Annotated in this window: 16 protein-coding genes; all 16 read left to right on the top strand. The window is 63.3% G+C overall.

The features are described from left to right. Window positions 1-115 precede the first annotated feature (115 nt). The 16 genes from V9K84_RS05480 to V9K84_RS05405 all read left to right on the top strand — a co-directional run bounded on the left by V9K84_RS05480 (window position 116) and on the right by V9K84_RS05405 (window position 21,191). Entirely contained in the window at window positions 116-850 is a 735-nt protein-coding gene (locus V9K84_RS05480; RefSeq protein ID WP_231390883.1) for a secretin N-terminal domain-containing protein, read from the top strand. A 522-nt stretch (window positions 851-1,372) separates the two neighbouring features. Beyond that, a complete protein-coding gene (gene aceA / locus V9K84_RS05475) occupies window positions 1,373-2,698 on the top strand; it encodes an isocitrate lyase (protein WP_338794250.1) in 1,326 nt (441 codons plus the stop codon). Between the two features lie 627 nt (window positions 2,699-3,325). Next, the gene (locus V9K84_RS05470) at window positions 3,326-3,739 is read left to right on the top strand and encodes an NADH-quinone oxidoreductase subunit A (protein WP_010220397.1); all 414 of its coding nucleotides are present in this window, start codon (window positions 3,326-3,328) and stop codon (window positions 3,737-3,739) included. Window positions 3,740-3,749: 10 nt separating this feature from the next. Beyond that, window positions 3,750-4,427, top strand: a complete 678-nt coding sequence (locus tag V9K84_RS05465; protein WP_043860865.1) for an NADH-quinone oxidoreductase subunit B — start codon at window positions 3,750-3,752, stop codon at window positions 4,425-4,427. Between the two features lie 77 nt (window positions 4,428-4,504). After that, window positions 4,505-6,286 carry an NADH-quinone oxidoreductase subunit C/D gene (gene nuoC, locus V9K84_RS05460; protein ID WP_043860866.1) on the top strand — a complete coding sequence of 594 codons (1,782 nt, stop codon included), beginning with the start codon at window positions 4,505-4,507 and terminating at the stop codon, window positions 6,284-6,286. Between the two features lie 2 nt (window positions 6,287-6,288). Beyond that, entirely contained in the window at window positions 6,289-6,786 is a 498-nt protein-coding gene (nuoE, locus tag V9K84_RS05455) for an NADH-quinone oxidoreductase subunit NuoE (RefSeq protein ID WP_043860867.1), read from the top strand. Further along, complete coding sequence (gene nuoF, locus V9K84_RS05450) at window positions 6,783-8,138, top strand: NADH-quinone oxidoreductase subunit NuoF (RefSeq protein WP_088515155.1); 1,356 nt, start codon at window positions 6,783-6,785, stop codon at window positions 8,136-8,138. The genes nuoE and nuoF overlap by 4 nt, the downstream gene beginning before the upstream one ends. Before the next feature lie 128 nt (window positions 8,139-8,266). Further along, window positions 8,267-10,981 carry an NADH-quinone oxidoreductase subunit NuoG gene (gene nuoG / locus V9K84_RS05445; protein ID WP_043860869.1) on the top strand — a complete coding sequence of 905 codons (2,715 nt, stop codon included), beginning with the start codon at window positions 8,267-8,269 and terminating at the stop codon, window positions 10,979-10,981. Then, window positions 10,978-11,985: an NADH-quinone oxidoreductase subunit NuoH gene (gene nuoH, locus V9K84_RS05440; protein WP_054915105.1), complete on the top strand. Its 1,008-nt coding sequence runs from the start codon at window positions 10,978-10,980 to the stop codon at window positions 11,983-11,985. The genes nuoG and nuoH overlap by 4 nt, the downstream gene beginning before the upstream one ends. An 11-nt stretch (window positions 11,986-11,996) precedes the next feature. Next, complete coding sequence (gene nuoI, locus V9K84_RS05435) at window positions 11,997-12,545, top strand: NADH-quinone oxidoreductase subunit NuoI (protein ID WP_009400993.1); 549 nt, start codon at window positions 11,997-11,999, stop codon at window positions 12,543-12,545. A 9-nt stretch (window positions 12,546-12,554) separates the two neighbouring features. Then, the gene (nuoJ, locus tag V9K84_RS05430) at window positions 12,555-13,055 is read left to right on the top strand and encodes an NADH-quinone oxidoreductase subunit J (RefSeq protein ID WP_043860871.1); all 501 of its coding nucleotides are present in this window, start codon (window positions 12,555-12,557) and stop codon (window positions 13,053-13,055) included. A 3-nt stretch (window positions 13,056-13,058) separates the two neighbouring features. Continuing rightward, a complete protein-coding gene (gene nuoK, locus V9K84_RS05425) occupies window positions 13,059-13,367 on the top strand; it encodes an NADH-quinone oxidoreductase subunit NuoK (protein ID WP_010220409.1) in 309 nt (102 codons plus the stop codon). Next, a complete protein-coding gene (gene nuoL / locus V9K84_RS05420; protein WP_088515156.1) occupies window positions 13,364-15,217 on the top strand; it encodes an NADH-quinone oxidoreductase subunit L in 1,854 nt (617 codons plus the stop codon). Before nuoK ends, nuoL begins: the two co-directional genes overlap by 4 nt. A gap of 39 nt (window positions 15,218-15,256) precedes the next feature. Continuing rightward, window positions 15,257-16,789, top strand: coding sequence for an NADH-quinone oxidoreductase subunit M (gene nuoM / locus V9K84_RS05415; protein ID WP_088515157.1), 1,533 nt, complete (start codon window positions 15,257-15,259; stop codon window positions 16,787-16,789). Between the two features lie 7 nt (window positions 16,790-16,796). Next, complete coding sequence (gene nuoN / locus V9K84_RS05410; protein WP_043860874.1) at window positions 16,797-18,266, top strand: NADH-quinone oxidoreductase subunit NuoN; 1,470 nt, start codon at window positions 16,797-16,799, stop codon at window positions 18,264-18,266. Between the two features lie 831 nt (window positions 18,267-19,097). Beyond that, on the top strand, window positions 19,098-21,191 hold the full coding sequence (locus V9K84_RS05405) for a TonB-dependent receptor (protein ID WP_338794232.1): 2,094 nt from the start codon (window positions 19,098-19,100) through the stop codon (window positions 21,189-21,191). Window positions 21,192-21,196 lie beyond the last annotated feature (5 nt).

The following is a 21,196-nucleotide window of genomic DNA, read 5'->3' as shown; positions in this document are numbered from 1 at the left end:
TGTCGCCGGCAAGACCAGCTCCCATACCCGCGGGAGCCGGCCTTGCCGGCGAACAGGCCAGCACAACCGCTACAAATTTGCCATCATGTCCACTCCACCCGCGGAGACCATGGACATGCCGCTACGCCCCCTGCTCGCCACCCTGCTTCTGTCGTTCAGCCTCAGTGCGCTGGCCGCCACCGAAGTCCTGCCGCTGAACCACCGCACCAGCGCCGAACTGCTCCCCGCCGCGCAAGCCTTCATCGGCAAGGACGGCAGTGTCAGCACCTTCGAAAACAAGCTGATCGTCAATGCCGAGCCCGGCAAGATCGACGAACTTCGCACCCTGCTGCAACAACTGGACACCGCCCCCAAGCGCCTGCTGATCAGCGTCGACAACACCGACAGCAACGTCCAGGACAACCGCGGCAACGCCCGCGTGATCCGCTACGGCACCGCCAACCGTGAGGGTGGGCTGCAACAGGTGCAGGCCAGCGAGGGCACTCCGGCGCTGATCCAGGTTGGCCAGAGCATTCCCATCACCAGCACCCAGACCGACAGCTACGGACGCGTGCAGAGCAACACCGAGTACCGCAACGTCACCCAGGGTTTCTACGTCACCGCCAGCGTCACCGGCGAAACCGTGCACCTTGCCATCAGCACCAACAATGACCGGATGAGCCAGGAACGTCCCGATGTAGTGAAGGTGCAAAGCACCGACACGAAGGTCACCGGCAAGCTTGGCGAGTGGATCAGCCTGGCAGGTGTCAACGCTCAAAGTCAGGCGGATCGCAGCGCTTCGACCCTCAGTTACTCCACCCAGCGCGGTGAGAACATGACTTTGCGGGTAAAAGTCGAGGCACTGGACTGACCCCGCGCCGTTCAAGGCCTCGACCAAAGGCCTCGAAACTGACTGACGAGTCGTATTAGACCAAAGATGTAGTGGGTGAAAAAAAGCACTACAAAACATTTGACGCCCCCGAATCGCAGAGGCATGATGGCCCCGCTCCCGCTAATCAGAGGCCCTGGCAAGGGCCTTCGAGTTGCGCTCTGACCTACCCGACCTGAGCCGATTCGTGTCTGTACAGCCCACAAGGCGGTTTGACGAGATTGCGACTGGAACGAAGTTGTCCCGAGGGACGGAAGCGCATCAAACGGTAGACGGCACACCCTGATCGACGCAGCACGGCAACCACGAGCCAACCTGCCCGGCAGCCACGCCAAGGACCTGCTCACTTCCCCCTTCGAGCCCCATCGTTCAACGTCGCCATTTCGCCCACACCACTGGCTGCCAGTGCTTCTGACCAGCGAGCAATCGGAGCTGCCCCTGTACGCACAGCGCAGCCGACAGAGCGAACATTTTTTACCGACCTATGCGACGAGGTTTACTTTCATGGCACTGACACGCGAACAGCAAATTGCAGCCCTCGAAAAAGATTGGGCCGAGAACCCACGCTGGAAAGGCGTGACCCGTACCTACTCTGCCGCTGATGTCGTTCGTCTGCGTGGCTCGGTTCAACCTGAGCACACCCTGGCCCGCATGGGTGCCGAGAAGCTGTGGAACCTGGTAACCAAAGGCGCCCACCCTTCGTTCCGCCCTGAAAAAGATTTCGTCAACTGCATGGGCGCCCTGACCGGCGGCCAGGCTGTTCAACAGGTCAAGGCCGGTATCCAGGCTATCTACCTGTCCGGCTGGCAAGTGGCTGCCGACAACAACTCGGCCGAGTCCATGTACCCCGACCAGTCGCTGTACCCGGTGGACTCCGTGCCAACCGTGGTCAAGCGCATCAACAACTCGTTCCGTCGCGCCGACCAGATCCAGTGGAAAGCCGGCAAGAACCCGGGCGACGACGGCTACATCGACTACTTCGCACCGATCGTGGCTGACGCTGAAGCCGGTTTCGGCGGTGTACTCAACGCCTACGAGCTGATGAAGAACATGATCGAGGCAGGCGCCGCCGGCGTTCACTTCGAAGACCAGTTGGCCTCGGTTAAAAAATGCGGCCACATGGGCGGCAAGGTACTGGTTCCGACCCAGGAAGCCGTACAGAAGCTCAGCGCTGCCCGCCTGGCGGCCGACGTTGCCGGTGTACCGACCATCATCCTGGCCCGTACCGACGCCAACGCCGCCGACCTGCTGACCAGCGACTGCGACCCGTACGACCAGCCATTCGTGGTGGGTGAGCGCACCCAGGAAGGTTTCTACAAGGTACGTGCCGGTCTGGACCAGGCGATTGCCCGCGGCCTGGCCTACGCACCGTATGCCGACCTGATCTGGTGCGAAACCGCCAAGCCGGACCTGGACGAAGCACGCCGCTTTGCCGAAGCCATCAAGAAGGAATTCCCGGACCAGATCCTGTCCTACAACTGCTCGCCTTCCTTCAACTGGAAGAAGAACCTGGACGACGCGACCATCGCCAAGTTCCAGCGCGAGCTGTCGGCCATGGGCTACAAGCACCAGTTCATCACCCTGGCTGGCATCCACAACATGTGGCACGGCATGTTCAACCTGGCGCACGACTACGCCCGCAACGACATGACTGCCTACGTGAAGCTGCAGGAGCAGGAGTTCGCCGACGCGTCCAAAGGCTACACCTTCGTGGCGCACCAGCAGGAAGTGGGCACTGGCTACTTCGACGACATGACCACCGTGATCCAGGGTGGCAAGTCTTCGGTTACCGCCCTGACCGGCTCGACCGAAGAAGAGCAGTTCCACTGATCGGCTGATCGATTGGTGACATTCGGGTAACACGCAAGACCCGGGGCCTGTGATGGGGCTCCGGGTCTTGTGCCATTCATACCCCGCGCAGGCGCCAGCCTTGCCGGCGAAAAGGCCAGCCGCCCGGCACAAGGCTTCCTTATTACCCCCGATTGGCTATGCTAGTGCACACCGGCGTCAGCGGACGGCCGTGGCAGCGCAGATACCGACGCGCCACCCCCGCGCACAACCCTGAGCCAGAGCCCAGCGCCAGCACGCAGACACTGCCCGAAACAGGGCCGCACAAACTTGCCGGCCACACCCTTGAACAACAACTTTTAGTTGACGCAGGAGGTAGGAATAACAGGAGCTCTTCAAATGATATTAATTATCATTTCGAAACTTGCATTTCGTTACGCCATACAAGAAACATAATTAACAAAAGCACGCGCAATCCACGGAATACGTGGCCTGCAGCGAGTTACGAAAGATTTTTGTTCTTAATGCTACGAATAAATTTGCTGCAGAAATTTTACTTGCTACGGGTTTACCCATAAAATCAGCGCGATAGATTTCGCTGCGACATATCGTCACTGCTCTACTTCTTTTCAAGCTCAGAGACCAAGCGCTCTGTTAAGGATTTTCAGCATGCCCGATTCGACAGGACTCATCGCCCACAACTGGGGCTTTGCCATCTTCCTTTTGGGTGTCGTCGGCCTGTGTGCCTTCATGCTCGGCCTGTCCGCCCTGCTGGGCAGCAAGGCCTGGGGCCGCAGCAAGAACGAACCGTTCGAGTCCGGCATGCTGCCAACAGGCGGTGCCCGCCTGCGTCTTTCCGCCAAATTCTATCTGGTCGCGATGCTGTTCGTGATCTTCGATATCGAAGCCCTCTTTCTCTTTGCATGGTCTGTGTCCGTCCGCGAAAGCGGCTGGACCGGATTCGTCGAAGCACTCGTTTTCATAGCAATTCTGTTGGCAGGTCTTGTCTACCTATGGCGCGTCGGGGCCCTCGATTGGGCTCCCGAAGGTCGTCGCAAGCGGCAAGCGAAGCTGAAACAATGAGGCTTTGGCAATGCAATACAATCTCACCAGGATCGACCCCGATGCGCCCAACGAGCAGTATCCAATCGGTGAACGGGAAACCGTCTCCGATTCGCTGCTAGAGGACCAGGTCCACAAGAACATCTTCATGGGCAAGCTCGAAGATGTACTCAGTGGAGCCGTCAACTGGGGGCGCAAGAATTCCCTGTGGCCGTACAACTTCGGCCTCTCCTGCTGCTACGTGGAAATGACCACGGCCTTCACGGCGCCCCACGACATCGCCCGCTTCGGCGCCGAGGTCATCCGGGCATCGCCGCGTCAGGCCGACTTCATGGTCATCGCCGGCACCTGCTTCATCAAGATGGCGCCGATCATCCAGCGCCTGTACGAGCAGATGCTCGAACCCAAGTGGGTCATCTCCATGGGTTCGTGCGCCAACTCCGGTGGCATGTACGACATCTACTCGGTCGTTCAGGGGGTCGACAAGTTCCTCCCCGTGGATGTCTACGTGCCTGGCTGCCCGCCTCGCCCCGAAGCGTTCCTGCAAGGCCTGATGCTGCTGCAGGAATCGATCGGCAAGGAGCGGCGCCCTCTTTCGTGGGTCGTCGGCGATCAAGGCGTGTACCGCGCCGAGATGCCGTCGCAGAAAGAGCAGCGTCGTGAACAGCGTATCCAGGTTACCCACCTGCGCAGCCCCGACGAAGTCTGATCCAGCGACCTGCCGCCTGTTCATTCGAGCAGGCGGCCTGGCTTCATTCTCTACGTTGACCGAAAGCGATCGAGACCATGACAGCGGACACCGCTATTTACATCCCGCCTTACAAGGCTGACGACCAGGATGTGGTCGTCGAATTGAACAATCGTTTTGGCCCCGAGGCGTTCACCGCCCAGGACACCCGCACCGGCATGCCGGTGCTTTGGGTTGCCCGCGCCAAGCTGATCGAAGTGCTGACCTTCCTGCGCAACGTGGCCAAGCCGTACAGCATGCTGTACGACCTGCACGGCGTGGACGAGCGCCTGCGCACCCAGCGTCGCGGCCTGCCGGGCGCCGACTTCACCGTGTTCTACCACCTGCTGTCCGTCGAGCGTAACAGCGACGTGATGATCAAGGTGGCACTGAACGAAGGTGACCTGAACCTGCCCACCGTCACCGGTATCTGGCCCAACGCCAACTGGTACGAGCGCGAAGTCTGGGACATGTTCGGCATCGACTTTGCCGGCCACCCGCACCTGACCCGCATCATGATGCCGCCCACCTGGGAAGGCCATCCGCTGCGCAAGGACTTCCCGGCGCGCGCCACCGAGTTCGACCCCTACAGCCTGAACCTGGCCAAGCAGCAGCTCGAGGAAGAAGCCGCACGCTTCAACCCCGAAGCCTGGGGCATGAAGCGTTCCGGTGCCAACGAGGACTACATGTTCCTCAACCTTGGCCCCAACCACCCTTCGGCTCACGGTGCGTTCCGTATCGTGCTGCAGCTGGACGGTGAAGAGATCGTCGACTGCGTCCCGGACATCGGCTACCACCACCGTGGTGCCGAGAAGATGGCCGAGCGCCAGTCCTGGCACAGCTTCATCCCCTACACCGACCGCATCGACTACCTGGGCGGGGTGATGAACAACCTGCCCTACGTGCTCGCGGTCGAGAAGCTGGCCGGCATCAAGGTGCCGCAGAAGGTCGACACCATCCGCATCATGATGGCCGAGTTCTTCCGCATCACCAGCCACCTGCTGTTCCTGGGTACCTACATCCAGGACGTCGGCGCCATGACCCCGGTGTTCTTCACCTTCACCGACCGTCAGCGCGCCTACACCGTGATCGAAGCCATCACCGGTTTCCGTCTGCACCCGGCCTGGTACCGTATCGGTGGCGTGGCCCACGACCTGCCGCGCGGCTGGGAAAAACTGGTCAAGGACTTCGTCGACTGGCTGCCCAAGCGCCTCGACGAGTACACCAAGGCCGCCCTGCAGAACAGCATCCTCAAGGGCCGTACCATCGGCGTGGCTGCCTACAACACCAAGGAAGCCCTGGAATGGGGCGTCACCGGTGCCGGCCTGCGTTCGACCGGTTGCGACTTCGACCTGCGCAAGGCACGCCCGTACTCGGGCTACGAGAACTTCGAGTTCGAAGTGCCGCTGGCCAGCAATGGCGATGCCTATGACCGCTGCATGGTGCGCGTGGAAGAAATGCGCCAGAGCATCAAGATCATCGACCAGTGCATGCGCAACATGCCGGAAGGCCCGTACAAGGCGGATCACCCGCTGACCACGCCGCCGCCAAAAGAGCGCACCCTGCAGCACATCGAGACCCTGATCACGCACTTCCTGCAGGTTTCGTGGGGCCCGGTCATGCCGGCCAACGAGTCCTTCCAGATGATCGAAGCGACCAAGGGCATCAACAGTTACTACCTGACGAGCGACGGCGGCACCATGAGCTACCGCACCCGGATCCGCACTCCGAGCTACCCGCACCTGCAGCAGATCCCTTCGGTGATCCGCGGCAGCATGGTCGCGGACCTGATTGCGTACCTGGGCAGTATCGACTTCGTTATGGCTGACGTGGACCGCTAAGCATGAATAACACGCTTATCCAAACCGACCGTTTCGCCCTGAGCGAAACCGAGCGCTCGGCCATCGAGCACGAGATGCACCACTACGAGGACCCGCGCGCGGCGTCCATCGAAGCCCTGAAGATCGTTCAGAAGGAACGCGGCTGGGTGCCGGACGGCGCCGTGTACGCCATCGGCGAAGTGCTGGGCATCCCTGCCAGCGACGTCGAAGGCGTGGCCACCTTCTACAGCCAGATCTTCCGCCAGCCGGTCGGCCGCCACATCATCCGTGTGTGCGACAGCATGGTCTGCTACATCGGCGGCCACGAGTCGGTGGTCAGCCAGATCCAGAGCGAGCTGGGCATCGGCCTGGGCCAGACCACCGCCGACGGGCGCTTCACCCTGCTGCCGGTGTGCTGCCTGGGCAACTGCGACAAGGCCCCGGCCCTGATGATCGACGACGACACCTTTGGCGACGTGCAACCTGCCGGCGTTTCCAAACTGCTGGAGGGTTACGTATGACCATCACTTCCTTCGGCCCGGCCAACCGCATCGCGCGCGCCGCCGAAACCCATCCGCTGACCTGGCGCCTGCGCGACGACGGCGAGCCACTGTGGCTCGACGAGTACCAGGCCAAGGACGGCTACACCGCTGCCCGCAAGGCACTGGCGCAGATGTCGCAGGACGACATCGTGCAGACCGTCAAGGACTCCGGCCTCAAGGGCCGTGGCGGTGCGGGCTTCCCGACGGGCGTCAAATGGGGCCTGATGCCCAAAGACGAATCCATGAACATCCGCTACCTGCTGTGCAATGCGGACGAAATGGAGCCCAACACCTGGAAGGACCGCATGCTGATGGAGCAACAGCCCCATCTGCTGATCGAAGGCATGCTGATCAGTGCCCGCGCGCTCAAGGCCTACCGCGGCTACATCTTCCTGCGTGGCGAATACACCACCGCCGCGCGCAACCTCACCCGTGCGGTCGAGGAAGCCAAGGCTGCCGGCCTGCTGGGCAAGAACATCCTGGGCAGCGGTTTCGATTTCGAGCTGTTCGTGCACACCGGCGCCGGGCGTTACATCTGCGGTGAAGAAACCGCACTGATCAACTCCCTCGAAGGCCGCCGCGCCAACCCGCGTTCCAAGCCGCCCTTCCCTGCCGCCGTGGGCGTGTGGGGCAAGCCGACCTGCGTGAACAACGTCGAGACCCTGTGCAACGTGCCGGCCATCGTCGGCAACGGCATCGACTGGTACAAGTCGCTGGCCCGCGAAGGCAGCGAAGACCACGGCACCAAGCTGATGGGCTTCTCCGGCAAGGTGAAGAACCCTGGCCTGTGGGAACTGCCCTTCGGTGTCACCGCCCGCGAGCTGTTCGAAGACTACGCCGGCGGCATGCGCGACGGCTTCAAGCTCAAGTGCTGGCAGCCAGGCGGCGCCGGTACCGGCTTTTTGCTGCCCGAGCACCTCGACGCCCAGATGTACGCCGGCGGCATCGCCAAGGTCGGTACCCGGATGGGTACGGGCCTGGCCATGGCCGTTGACGACAGCGTCAACATGGTCTCGCTGCTGCGCAACATGGAAGAGTTCTTTGCCCGCGAATCGTGCGGCTTCTGCACCCCGTGCCGCGACGGCCTGCCGTGGAGCGTCAAGCTGCTGCGCGCCATCGAGAAAGGCCAGGGTCAGCCAGGCGACATCGAGACGCTGCTGGGGCTGGTCGGTTTCCTCGGCCCAGGCAAGACCTTCTGCGCTCACGCACCCGGTGCGGTCGAGCCGCTGGGCAGTGCCATCAAATACTTCCGCCCCGAGTTCGAAGCCGGCATCGCAGCCACTGCTGCACCGCACCCGGACTTGGCCAAACCCGTTGTGGTTGGCGCATAACGAACAAGAAGACGGGCGGTCCGTGCCGCCCGTTGCCCGCGATGCTCGCCCGGATGACGGCGAACCGCAGGCATACAGCTTTCCATTAGCCACGCCCGCAGACGCGGGCCAACGAAGAACTTTGAACCATGGCCACTATCCACGTAGACGGCAAAGAGCTCGAAGTCAACGGTGCAGACAACCTGTTACAGGCGTGTCTGTCGCTAGGCCTCGACATCCCCTATTTCTGCTGGCACCCGGCGCTCGGTAGCGTCGGTGCCTGCCGCCAGTGTGCGGTCAAGCAGTACACCGACGAGAACGACACCCGTGGTCGCATCGTCATGTCCTGCATGACCCCTGCCACCGATGGCAGCTGGATTTCCATCGAAGACGAAGAAGCCCGCGTGTTCCGCGCCAGCGTCGTCGAATGGCTGATGACCAACCACCCGCACGACTGCCCGGTGTGCGAGGAAGGCGGTCACTGCCACCTGCAAGACATGACGGTGATGACCGGCCACAACGAGCGCCGCTACCGTTTCACCAAGCGTACCCACCAGAACCAGGAGCTCGGCCCGTTCATCTCCCACGAGATGAACCGCTGCATCGCCTGCTACCGCTGCGTGCGCTACTACAAGGACTACGCCGGCGGTACCGACCTGGGCGTGTTCGGTGCGCACGACAACGTGTATTTCGGCCGCGTCGAGGACGGTGCCCTGGAGAGCGAGTTCTCCGGCAACCTGACCGAGGTCTGCCCGACCGGTGTGTTCACCGACAAGACCCACTCCGAGCGCTACAACCGCAAATGGGACATGCAGTTCGCCCCGAGCATCTGCCATGGCTGCTCCAGCGGCTGCAACATCAGCCCGGGCGAGCGCTACGGTGAACTGCGCCGCATCGAGAACCGTTTCAACGGCTCGGTGAACCAGTACTTCCTGTGCGACCGTGGCCGCTTCGGCTACGGCTACGTCAACCGTACCGACCGCCCACGCCAGCCACTGCTCCAGGACGGCCAGAAACTGGGCCTGGACGCCGCGCTGGACAAGGCCGCCGACATGCTGCGCGGGCGCAACATCGTGGGTATCGGTTCGCCCCGTGCAAGCCTGGAGAGCAACTACGGCCTGCGCGAGCTGGTGGGTGCCGAACACTTCTATGCAGGCATGGAAGCCGGTGAGCTAGAGCGCGTGCGCCTGGCTTTGCAGGTGCTCAACGACAGCCCGCTGCCGGTGCCGACCTTGCGCGACATGGAAGACCATGACGCGGTATTCGTGCTTGGCGAAGACCTGACCCAGACCGCTGCCCGCGTGGCCCTGGCCCTGCGCCAGTCGGTCAAGGGCAAGGCCGAGGCGATGGCCGATGCCATGCGCGTTCAGCCGTGGCTCGATGCCGCGGTAAAGAACATCGGCCAGCACGCCATGTACCCGCTGTTCATTGCCAGCCTGAGCGAGACCAAGCTCGACGACGTGGCGCAGGAGTGCGTGCACGCCGCGCCGGACGACCTGGCCCGCATCGGTTTCGCCGTGGCCCACGCCATCGACCCGAGCGCCCCAGCCGTCGAAGGCCTGGACGCAGAAGCCCTGGACCTGGCCAAGCGCATCGCCGACGCCCTGGTCGCGGCCAACCGCCCACTGGTGGTTGCCGGTACTTCGCTGGCCTCCAGGGCTCTGATCGAAGCTGCCGCCAACATCGCCAAGGCACTCAAGCTGCGCGAGAAGAACGGCTCGCTGAGCCTGGTGGTGCCCGAGGCCAACAGCCTGGGCCTGGCCATGCTCGGTGGCGAGTCGATCGATGCGGCGCTGGACGCCGTGATCGCCGGCAAGGCCGACGCCATCGTGGTGCTGGAAAACGACCTGTACAGCCGCGTACCGGCTGCCAAGGTCGACGCTGCCCTGGCCGCGGCCAAGGTGGTGATCGTTGCCGACCACCAGAAAACCCCGACCACCGACCGCGCGCACCTGGTGCTGCCGGCCGCCACCTTCGCCGAGGGCGACGGTACCCTGGTCAGCCAGGAAGGCCGCGCCCAGCGCTTCTTCCAGGTGTTCGACCCGCAGTACCTGGACAGCAGCATCCTGGTGCACGAAGGCTGGCGCTGGATGCACGCACTGCGTGCCACCCTGCTCAACAAGCCGGTCGACTGGACCCAGCTGGACCACGTGACCCACGCCGTGGCTGGCGTGGTGCCGCAACTGGCCGGCATCGTCAACGCCGCGCCATCGGCCGCGTTCCGCATCAAGGGCATGAAACTGGCCCGCGAGCCGCTGCGCTACTCGGGCCGTACCGCCATGCGCGCCAACATCAGCGTGCACGAGCCACGTACCCCGCAAGACCCGGACACCGCGTTCGCCTTCTCCATGGAAGGCTACTCGGGCTCCGCCGAACCGCGCCAGCAGGTGCCGTTCGCCTGGTCGCCGGGCTGGAACTCGCCGCAGGCCTGGAACAAGTTCCAGGACGAGGTCGGTGGTCACCTGCGTGCAGGCGACCCGGGCACCCGCCTGATCGAGACCCAGGGCGACAGGCTGAACTGGTTCGCCAGCGTTCCGGCGGCGTTCTCGCCGGCCCGTGGCACCTGGCAGGCCGTGCCGTTCTACCACCTGTTCGGCAGTGAAGAGAACTCTTCGCGCGCCGCCCCGGTGCAGGAGCGCATCCCGCAGGCCTACGTGGCACTGGCCAAGTCCGAAGCCGACCGCCTGGGCGTCAACGACGGCGCACTGCTGAGCCTGAACGTGGCCGGCCAGACCCTGCGTCTGCCGCTGCGCATCAATGAGGAACTGGGCGCAGGCCTGGTTGCATTGCCCAAAGGCCTGGCCGGCATCCCGCCTGCCATCTTCGGTGCATCCGTCGAAGGCTTGCAGGAGGCAGCACAATGACCTGGTTCACCCCTGAAGTGATCGATGTGATCCTCACTGTCATCAAGGCCATCGTGGTGTTGCTGGCGGTGGTGGTCTGCGGTGCGCTGCTCAGCTTCGTCGAGCGTCGCCTGCTGGGCTGGTGGCAGGACCGTTACGGTCCTAACCGCGTCGGCCCGTTCGGCATGTTCCAGATTGCCGCCGACATGCTGAAGATGTTCTTCAAGGAAGACTGGAACCCGCCCTTCGTCGACAAGGTGATCTTCACCCTGGCGCCGGTGGTGGCCATGAGCGCCTTGCTGATCGCCTTCGCGATCATCCCGATCACCCCGACCTGGGGTGTCGCGGACCTGAACATCGGCCTGCTGTTCTTCTTCGCCATGGCCGGCCTGTCGGTGTACGCCGTCCTGTTCGCCGGCTGGTCGTCGAACAACAAGTACGCCCTGCTCGGCAGCCTGCGGGCCTCGGCCCAGACCGTGTCGTACGAAGTGTTCATGGGCCTGGCGCTGATGGGCATCGTGGCCCAGGTCGGCTCGTTCAACATGCGCGACATCGTCGAATACCAGGCGCAGAACCTGTGGTTCATCATTCCGCAGTTCTTCGGCTTCTGTACCTTCTTCATCGCTGGCGTGGCCGTGACTCACCGTCACCCCTTCGACCAGCCGGAAGCGGAACAGGAACTGGCCGACGGCTACCACATCGAATATGCCGGCATGAAGTGGGGCATGTTCTTCGTGGGCGAGTACATCGGCATCATCCTGATCTCGGCGCTGCTGGTAACCCTGTTCTTCGGTGGCTGGCACGGGCCGTTCGGCATCCTGCCGCAACTGTCGTTCGTGTGGTTCGCCCTGAAGACCGCGTTCTTCATCATGCTGTTCATCCTGCTGCGCGCCTCGATCCCGCGCCCGCGCTATGACCAGGTGATGGACTTCAGCTGGAAGTTCTGCCTGCCGCTGACCCTGATCAATTTGCTGGTGACCGCTGCGCTCGTGTTGCTCAACACGCCAGCTGTTGCGGCCCAGTGAGGATTTGACCCATGTTCAAGTATATTGGCGACATCGTTAAGGGCACTGGCACCCAGCTGCGCAGCCTGGTGATGGTGTTCTCCCACGGGTTCCGCAAACGCGACACCCTGCAATACCCCGAAGAGCCGGTCTACCTGCCGCCGCGCTACCGCGGCCGCATCGTGCTGACCCGCGACCCCGACGGCGAGGAGCGCTGCGTGGCCTGCAACCTGTGTGCCGTGGCCTGCCCGGTGGGTTGCATCTCGCTGCAGAAGGCCGAGACCGAAGACGGTCGCTGGTACCCCGAGTTCTTCCGCATCAACTTCTCGCGCTGCATTTTCTGCGGCCTCTGCGAGGAAGCCTGCCCGACCACCGCGATCCAGCTCACCCCGGATTTCGAAATGGCCGAGTTCAAACGTCAGGACCTGGTGTACGAGAAAGAAGATCTGCTGATCTCCGGCCCCGGCAAGAACCCTGATTACAACTTCTACCGTGTTGCAGGTATGGCCGTTGCCGGCAAGCCGAAGGGCGCCGCGCAGAACGAAGCCGAGCCGATCAACGTGAAGAGCTTGCTCCCTTAAGGAAGAAAGATGGAATTCGCTTTCTATTTCGCATCCGGTGTCGCCGTGGTGTCCACCCTGCGGGTGATCACCAACACCAACCCGGTGCATGCCCTGCTCTACCTGATCATTTCGCTGATCTCCGTGGCGATGACCTTCTTCGCCCTCGGCGCGCCGTTTGCCGGCGTGCTCGAAGTGATCGCCTACGCTGGCGCCATCATGGTGCTGTTCGTGTTCGTGGTGATGATGCTCAACCTGGGGCCGGCGTCGGTCGCCCAGGAGCGCGGCTGGCTCAAGCCCGGCATCTGGGGCGGGCCGGTGTTCCTCGCCGTCCTGCTGCTGGCCGAACTGCTGTACGTGCTGTTCGTGCAGCCGAGCGGCGCCGCCATCGGTCATACCACCGTTGACGCCAAGGCCGTGGGCATCAGCCTGTTCGGCCCTTACCTGCTGGTGGTGGAACTGGCCTCGATGCTGCTGCTGGCTGCAGCAGTGACGGCGTTCCACCTCGGCCGCAACGAGGCGAAGGAGTAAATCATGTCAGCAATTCCTCTCGAACACGGCCTGGCCGTCGCCGGCATCCTGTTCTGCCTCGGCCTGGTCGGGCTGATGGTGCGCCGCAACATTCTGTTCGTACTGATGAGCCTGGAAATCATGATGAACGCCTCGGCACTGGCATTCATCGTGGCGGGCAGCCGCTGGGCGCAACCGGACGGGCAGATCATGTTCATCCTGGTGATCAGCCTGGCCGCCGCCGAGGCCAGTATCGGCCTGGCGATCCTGCTGCAGCTGTATCGCCGCTTCCACACTCTCGATATCGATGCTGCCAGTGAGATGCGCGGATGAACCTACTCTTTCTGACCTTCGTCTTCCCCCTGATCGGCTTTGTGCTGCTGTCGTTCTCGCGCGGGCGGTTCTCGGAGAACCTGTCGGCGCTGATCGGTGTCGGTTCGATCGGCCTCTCGACCATCGTGGCCGCCTACGTGATCTGGCAGTTCAACGTCGCCCCGCCTGAAGGCGGCGCGTACAGCCAGCTGCTGTGGCAGTGGATGCAGGTGGGCGACTTCAAGCCCAACTTCACCCTGTACCTGGACGGCCTGTCGGTGACCATGCTCGGCGTGGTGGTCGGCGTGGGCTTCCTGATCCACCTGTTCGCCTCGTGGTACATGCGTGGTGAAGCCGGCTACTCGCGCTTCTTCGCCTACACCAACCTGTTCATTGCCAGCATGCTGTTCCTGATCCTGGGCGACGACCTGCTGTTCATCTACTTCGGTTGGGAAGGCGTGGGCCTGTGCTCGTACCTGTTGATCGGTTTCTACTACAGCAACCGCAACAACGGCAACGCAGCGCTCAAGGCCTTCATCGTCACCCGTATCGGCGACGTGTTCATGGCCATCGGCCTGTTCATCCTGTTCCAGCAACTGGGCACCCTGAACATCCAGCAACTGCTGGTGCTGGCGCCGCAGAAGTTCCAGGCCGGTGATTTCTGGATCGTGCTGGCAACCCTGATGCTGCTGGGCGGCGCCGTGGGCAAATCGGCCCAGCTGCCGCTGCAGACCTGGCTTGCAGACGCGATGGCCGGCCCTACCCCGGTATCGGCACTGATCCACGCCGCCACCATGGTGACCGCCGGTGTCTACCTGATCGCGCGTACCCACGGCCTGTTCGCCCTGGCGCCCGACGTGCTGCACCTGGTGGGTGTGGTCGGCGGCGTGACCCTGGTGCTGGCCGGCTTTGCCGCGCTGGTACAGACCGACATCAAGCGTATCCTGGCCTACTCGACCATGAGCCAGATCGGCTACATGTTCCTGGCCCTGGGCGTGGGCGCCTTCGACGGCGCGATCTTCCACCTGATGACCCACGCCTTCTTCAAGGCCCTGCTGTTCCTTGCCTCCGGTGCGGTGATCGTTGCCTGCCACCACGAGCAGAACATCTTCAAGATGGGCGGCCTGTGGAAGAAACTGCCACTGGCCTACGCCAGCTTCATCGTCGGTGGTGCCGCCCTGGCTGCCCTGCCGCTGCTGACCGCCGGCTTCTACTCCAAGGACGAGATCCTCTGGGAAGCCTTCGCCAGCGGCAACAGCGGCTTGCTGTACGCCGGCCTGGTGGGTGCGTTCATGACCTCGCTGTACACCTTCCGCCTGATCTTCATCGCCTTCCACGGCGAAGCCAAGACCGAAGCCCACGCTGGCCACGGCATCTCGCACTGGCTGCCGCTGGGCGTGCTGATCGTGCTGTCGACCTTCGTCGGCGCCTGGATCCACCCACCGCTGGCCGGCGTGCTGCCGCAGAGCGTCGGGCATGCCGGTGGCGAAGCCAAGCACAGCCTGGAAATCGCCTCGGGTGCCATCGCCATCGCCGGTATCCTGCTGGCCGCCATGCTGTTCCTGGGCAAGCGTCGCCTGGTTACCGCGATCGCCAACAGCGGTATCGGTCGTGTGCTGTCGGCCTGGTGGTTCGCCGCCTGGGGCTTCGACTGGATCTACGACAAGCTGTTCGTCAAACCTTACCTGCTGATCAGCCACATCCTGCGCAAGGATCCGGTTGACCGCAGCATCGGCCTGATTCCGCGTTTGGCCAAGGGCGGTCATGCCGCCATGAGCAAAACCGAAACCGGTCAGCTGCGCTGGTACACCGCCTCGATCGCCATTGGTGCCGTGCTTGTGCTCGGTGCCGTTGTTGTGGCTGCGGTCTGATATGAACCTTGCGACTTTGCGAAAGGAATTGAGCCCGTCATGATTTTGCCTTGGCTGATCCTGATCCCCTTTATCGGCGGCCTGCTGTGCTGGCTGGGTGAGCGCTTCGGCGCCACCCTGCCGCGCTACATCGCGCTGCTGACCATGTCCCTGCTGCTTGGTATCGGCCTCTGGCTGTGGGCCAACGGCGACTACACCCTGGCGCCTGCGCCGGGTGCCGCGCCACAGTGGGCCTACGAGTTCAAAGTGCTGTGGATCGAGCGCTTCGGCATCAGCCTGCACCTGGCCCTGGACGGCCTGTCGCTGCTGATGATCCTGCTCACCGGCCTGCTCGGTGTGCTCTCGGTACTGTGTTCCTGGAAAGAGATCCAGCGCCACGTCGGCTTCTTCCACCTCAACCTGATGTGGATCCTGGGCGGCGTGGTCGGTGTGTTCCTGGCCATGGACCTGTTCCTGTTCTTCTTCTTCTGGGAAATGATGCTGGTGCCGATGTATTTCCTCATCGCGCTCTGGGGTCACAGCTCCTCGGACGGCAAGAAGACCCGGATCTACGCAGCCACCAAGTTCTTCATCTTCACCCAGGCCAGCGGCCTGATCATGCTGGTGGCGATCCTGGGCCTGGTGCTGGTCAACTACGGCAACACCGGTGTGATCACCTTCGACTACACCCAGTTGCTCAAGGCCGACCTGCCGGCGGGTACCGAATACCTGCTGATGCTGGGCTTCTTCATCGCCTTCGCGGTCAAGCTGCCGGTGGTACCGTTCCACTCCTGGCTGCCTGATGCCCACGCCCAGGCGCCGACTGCCGGTTCCGTCGACCTGGCCGGTATCCTGCTGAAGACCGCGGCCTACGGCCTGCTGCGTTTTGCCCTGCCGCTGTTCCCGAATGCCTCGGCCGAGTTCGCGCCGATCGCCATGACCCTGGGTCTGATCGGCATCTTCTACGGTGCATTCCTGGCCTTCGCGCAAACCGACATCAAGCGCCTGATCGCGTTCTCCAGCGTCTCGCACATGGGCTTCGTGCTGATCGGCATCTACTCCGGCAGCCAGCAGGCCCTGCAGGGCGCGGTGATCCAGATGCTGGCCCACGGCCTGTCGGCGGCGGCGCTGTTCATCCTCAGCGGCCAGTTGTACGAGCGTCTGCACACCCGTGACATGCGTCAGATGGGTGGCCTGTGGTCGCGCATCGCCTACCTGCCGGCCATCAGCCTGTTCTTCGCCGCGGCCTCGCTGGGCTTGCCGGGTACCGGCAACTTCGTCGGCGAGTTCCTGATCCTGATCGGCAGCTTCGTCAGTGCCCCATGGGTCACCGCGATTGCCACCTCCGGCCTGGTGTTCGGCTCGGTGTACTCGCTGATCATGATCCACCGCGCCTACTTCGGCCCGGCCAAGTCCGACGAAGTACTGGCCGGCATGGACAACCGCGAACTGATCATGGTGCTGGGCCTGGCGGTACTGCTGATTGTGCTGGGCGTTTACCCGCAGCCGTTCCTGGATACCTCCGCCGCCACCATGAGTGGTGTGCAGCAGTGGCTCGGCTCCGCTTTCACTCAACTCGCTTCGGCCCGGTAAGAGCGCTATGGACCTGACGATTCAACACTTTATTGCGCTTGCGCCACTGCTGATCACCAGTATCACCATCGTCGTGGTGATGCTGGCCATCGCCTGGCGCCGCAATCACTCGCAAACCTTCCTGCTGTCGACCGTGGGGCTGAACCTGGCCCTGCTGTCGATCATCCCGACCCTCAAGGTGGCCCCGCTGGCGGTCACCCCATTGCTGACCGTCGACAGCTTCGCGTGCCTGTACATGGCGTTGATCCTGGTCGCCACCCTGGCCTGCGTGACCCTGGCGCATGCCTACCTGGGTGACGGCGGCAAGGGTTACCCGGGCAACCGCGAAGAGCTCTACCTGCTGATCCTGATGGCGGCCCTGGGCGGCCTGGTGCTGGTCTGCGCGCAACACCTGGCCGGCCTGTTCATCGGCCTGGAGCTGCTCTCGGTACCGGTGTATGGCCTGGTGGCGTATGCGTTCTTCAACAAGCGTTCGCTGGAAGCCGGCATCAAGTACATGGTGTTGTCGGCAGCCGGTTCCGCGTTCCTGCTGTTCGGCATGGCGCTGCTGTATGCCGACGCTGGCAGCCTGAGCTTCGACGGCATCGGCAAGGCCCTGGCCACCACCAGCCTGCCAAGCCTGATTGCCCAGCTGGGCCTGGGCATGATGCTGGTCGGCCTGGCGTTCAAGCTGTCGCTGGTACCGTTCCACCTGTGGACCCCGGACGTATACGAAGGTGCTCCGGCGCCGGTCGCCGCGTTCCTGGCCACCGCGAGCAAGGTGGCTGTATTCGCCGTTGTGGTACGCCTGTTCATGCTCTCCCCTGCTGCCAGCAGCGGCGTGCTGACCACCGTGCTGTCGGTGATTGCAGTGGCCTCGATTCTGGTCGGCAACCTGCTGGCGCTGACCCAGAGCAACCTCAAGCGTCTGTTGGGTTACTCCTCGATCGCCCACTTCGGTTACCTGCTGATTGCGCTGGTGGCGAGCAAGGGCATGGCGGTGGAAGCCATTGGCGTGTACCTGGTGACCTACGTGATCACCAGCCTGGGCGCGTTTGGCGTCATCACCCTGATGTCCTCGCCTTACAAGGGCCGTGATGCCGATGCCCTGTACGAGTACCGCGGCCTGTTCTGGCGTCGTCCGTACCTGACGGCGGTACTGACCGTGATGATGCTGTCGCTGGCGGGTATTCCGCTGACCGCGGGCTTCATCGGCAAGTTCTACATCATTGCTACCGGCGTCGAGTCGCAGCTGTGGTGGCTGGTGGGTGCGTTGGTGATTGGTAGTGCGATCGGGGTGTTCTACTACCTGCGCGTGATGGTCACCCTGTACCTGATCGAGCCGAACCTGCGTCGTCACGATGCGCCGTTGAACTGGGAGCAGCGTACCGGTGGTGTGATGCTGCTGGCGATTGCGATTCTGGCGTTCGTGCTGGGTGTTTATCCGCAGCCGTTGCTGGACCTGGTGCAGCATGCAGGTTTGCAGTTGCTTGGTTGAGTGCTGATGCATTGACAGGACACCCCGCTTCGGCGGGGTGTTTTGTTTTTGGCGATTGAACAACCAATACCCCAAACCGCCGTTGCTCTTGCTCTTGATCTTGATCTTGATTGTCCGGCCTGTCAGGAGGCCGAGTGGAGGTGTCGTGCAGGGGGCGGGGCGTAGCCCCTTCGGCGTTAGCCGAAGCGAGCGACTGTTAGAGTTGCGCAGCAACTCGGGTCGCGTGCCCCCTGGACGGCGCCGGAGGGAGGGAACCCGGAGCGAAGCGTAGGGCCGTATGTTTGGCCGGGGACCTTTTGGTTACTTTTGCGTCCTTGCAAAAGTGACCCGCTGTAAGAGCGGAAGGCTTCATTCGCAGCGCTATCCATGCCGGATAAACACACCGCTCGATAAAATCGACGACCGTGAACATATCCAGCATGTTTATCGACAATCAGGGCCCCTTCCGCTCTTACAGCGGCTTACTTTTTTCTTGGAAAAAGTAAGCAAAACCGCTCCGTCCATCATCAGGCCCTACGCTTCGCTCCGGGTCCCCTCCCTCCGGCGCCGCTCCGGGGGCACGCGACCCGAGTTGCAAGCAACTCTAACAGTCGCTCGCTTCGGCTAACGCCGAAGGGGCTTCGCCCCGCCCCCTGCACGACACCTCCACTCGGCCTTCTGGGGGACGGAAGATCAAGATCAAAAGCAGATCAAAATCAAAAGCAAATCAACAGCAGATCCAGGGCGGATCCAGAACAGATCAAAAGCATGACTGCACTACAGATCACCCACTGTGCTTCGTCTGATACTTGCAACGTCAGATACCCGCCCAACCGTCCCGGAACCCCTTCGATGCACCCCACCCTGCCCCGCTCGTCCCTCGCCGTATTGATCGCCTGCACCGCCACCGCCCAAGCCAACCCAGGCATCGAACTCGGCCAGGTACTGATCCAGGACCAGGAACACAACGAACTTCAGGACGCCCGCGAGCGCCTGCAGCAAATCCCCGGGGCCACCAACCTGATCGACATGCAACAGGTCGAACAAGGCCGCGTCGCCAGCAACCAGGACGTGCTCGCCTACCAGCCCGGCGTGTTCGCCCAATCCGCCGGCAACGACGGCATCAAACTGTCGATTCGCGGCTCGGGCCTCAACCGTGCCCCCGGCGCCCACGGCTCCGGCGTATACACCCTGTTCGACGGCCTGCCCCTGACCGGCCCCGGCGGCACGCCCTATGAACTGTTCGAGCCCCTGTGGCTAAGCCGCGCCGAGGTACTGCGCGGCGCCAACGGCTTCGACCGCGGCGCCCTGGCCCTGGGCGGCGCCATCAATTACGTGACCCACACCGGCTACGACGCCGCGCCCCTGCAGGTACGGGTCGAGGCCGGCAGCCGTGGCTACGGCAAACGCCAGGTCAGCTCCGGCCAGGTACTGGGTGACCTGGACTACTACGTCGCCCTCACCGACTCGGAATACGACGGCTACCAGGACCACAGCAGCGGCAGCAGCAAGGGCATCGCCGCCAACGTCGGCTACCGCTTCAACCCCAACCTGGAAACCCGCTTCTACCTGCGTTACCGCGAAACCGAAAACGAACTGGCCGGGCGCCTGACCAAGGACCAGATCAAGCACCACCCGCGCGCTGCCAACCCGCTGTACCTGAGCCGCGACGCCAGCCGCCCGCAACCGGGCAGCACCTGGCTGGGCAACAAGACCACCTTCTACCTCGATGACGACTCGCAACTGGAAGCCGGCCTGGTCTACCACGACTACCCGATGGACCTGCGTGAAGGCACCAAGCGCCTCAAGGTGGCGTACACCGACGTCAGCGGCACGCTCAACTACCTGCGCCGCGACACCCTGTTCGGCCGCGAGAGCAAGACCACCCTCGGCTGGCGCACCACCAAGCACCTGCCCAACACGGGGGCCTCGGAGTTCGTGCGGGTCGAGACCGCCCCCTCTCAGCCCATAGGCACCAAGACCCGCGACTTCACCTACCAGGGCTCGGACAGCGTCCTCCACTTCAGCAACGAACTGGAACTGGTGCCAGACCTGTGGCTGACCAGCGGCCTGGCGATGATCTATACCCGCCGCGAAAGCGCCGTCACCTATCCGGCCAGCGGCGGCAAGGTCAGCCAGCATGACTGGGACTACGCCCCGCGCCTGGGGCTGCGCTACGACTTCAGCCCCGCGCTGCAGCTGTACGGCAACCTGAGCCGCTCGGTGGAGCCTGCGCACCCCTGGGCGCTGATCTGGAGCTCGCCAGCGATCAACGGCCTGCAGACCCAACCCATCGAGCTGCGCAACCAGACCGCCACCACTCTGGAGCTCGGCGCCCGCGGCGACTCGCGGCTGGGACGCTGGGACCTGGCCTGGTACTACTCGGCCGTGCGCCACGAACTGCTGACAGTGGAAACCGTGGCCGCCAGCAGCACCACCAACGCCATCGTCGGCGAGGTGAATGCCAGCCCTACCGTGCACCAGGGGGTGGAAGCCAGCCTCGACAGCCTGCTGTGGGAACACAGCGGAGTTGGCCGGGTGTCGCTGCGCCAGGCCTACACCTTCAGCGACTTCCACTACCGCGATGACGCGGCGTTCGGCGACAACCGCCTGCCCGGCATGCCGATGCACTACTACCAGGCGCAGGTGCGCCTGGACCATCCCAGCGGCTTCTATGCCGGGCTCAACACGCAGATGGCCTCAAAGGTGCAGGTCAACTACGCCAACTCCTACCAGGCCGATGCGTATGCCCTGCTGGGCGCGACCTTCGGCTACGCCTCCCCCCGACAGGACTGGGCCACCTGGCTCGACCTGCGCAACCTCACCAACCAGCGCTATGCCGCAACCGTGACGCCCGGCTACGACGACAAGGGCCTCGATGCCGCACGCTCCACCCCCGGCGAAGGCTTCGCAGCCTACGTGGGCATGTCCTATAGCTGGAAGTGACGCTC

The sequence above is a fragment of the Pseudomonas sp. AE27 genome (assembly GCF_037113495.1).
Lineage (GTDB): Bacteria > Pseudomonadota > Gammaproteobacteria > Pseudomonadales > Pseudomonadaceae > Aquipseudomonas > Aquipseudomonas palmensis.
Note: the sequence above shows the minus strand (reverse complement) of the source record. Positions and strands in the feature narration are given on the sequence as shown.

Bases quoted from the DNA above. Each gene is read 5' to 3' on its own strand.
- V9K84_RS05480 (WP_231390883.1), top strand. From the start codon at position 116: ATGCCGCTACGCCCCCTGCTCGCCACCCTGCTTCTGTCGTTCAGCCTC.
- aceA (WP_338794250.1), top strand. From the start codon at position 1,373: ATGGCACTGACACGCGAACAGCAAATTGCAGCCCTCGAAAAAGATTGG.
- V9K84_RS05470 (WP_010220397.1), top strand. From the start codon at position 3,326: ATGCCCGATTCGACAGGACTCATCGCCCACAACTGGGGCTTTGCCATC.
- V9K84_RS05465 (WP_043860865.1), top strand. From the start codon at position 3,750: ATGCAATACAATCTCACCAGGATCGACCCCGATGCGCCCAACGAGCAG.
- nuoC (WP_043860866.1), top strand. From the start codon at position 4,505: ATGACAGCGGACACCGCTATTTACATCCCGCCTTACAAGGCTGACGAC.
- nuoE (WP_043860867.1), top strand. From the start codon at position 6,289: ATGAATAACACGCTTATCCAAACCGACCGTTTCGCCCTGAGCGAAACC.
- nuoF (WP_088515155.1), top strand. From the start codon at position 6,783: ATGACCATCACTTCCTTCGGCCCGGCCAACCGCATCGCGCGCGCCGCC.
- nuoG (WP_043860869.1), top strand. From the start codon at position 8,267: ATGGCCACTATCCACGTAGACGGCAAAGAGCTCGAAGTCAACGGTGCA.
- nuoH (WP_054915105.1), top strand. From the start codon at position 10,978: ATGACCTGGTTCACCCCTGAAGTGATCGATGTGATCCTCACTGTCATC.
- nuoI (WP_009400993.1), top strand. From the start codon at position 11,997: ATGTTCAAGTATATTGGCGACATCGTTAAGGGCACTGGCACCCAGCTG.
- nuoJ (WP_043860871.1), top strand. From the start codon at position 12,555: ATGGAATTCGCTTTCTATTTCGCATCCGGTGTCGCCGTGGTGTCCACC.
- nuoK (WP_010220409.1), top strand. From the start codon at position 13,059: ATGTCAGCAATTCCTCTCGAACACGGCCTGGCCGTCGCCGGCATCCTG.
- nuoL (WP_088515156.1), top strand. From the start codon at position 13,364: ATGAACCTACTCTTTCTGACCTTCGTCTTCCCCCTGATCGGCTTTGTG.
- nuoM (WP_088515157.1), top strand. From the start codon at position 15,257: ATGATTTTGCCTTGGCTGATCCTGATCCCCTTTATCGGCGGCCTGCTG.
- nuoN (WP_043860874.1), top strand. From the start codon at position 16,797: ATGGACCTGACGATTCAACACTTTATTGCGCTTGCGCCACTGCTGATC.
- V9K84_RS05405 (WP_338794232.1), top strand. From the start codon at position 19,098: ATGCACCCCACCCTGCCCCGCTCGTCCCTCGCCGTATTGATCGCCTGC.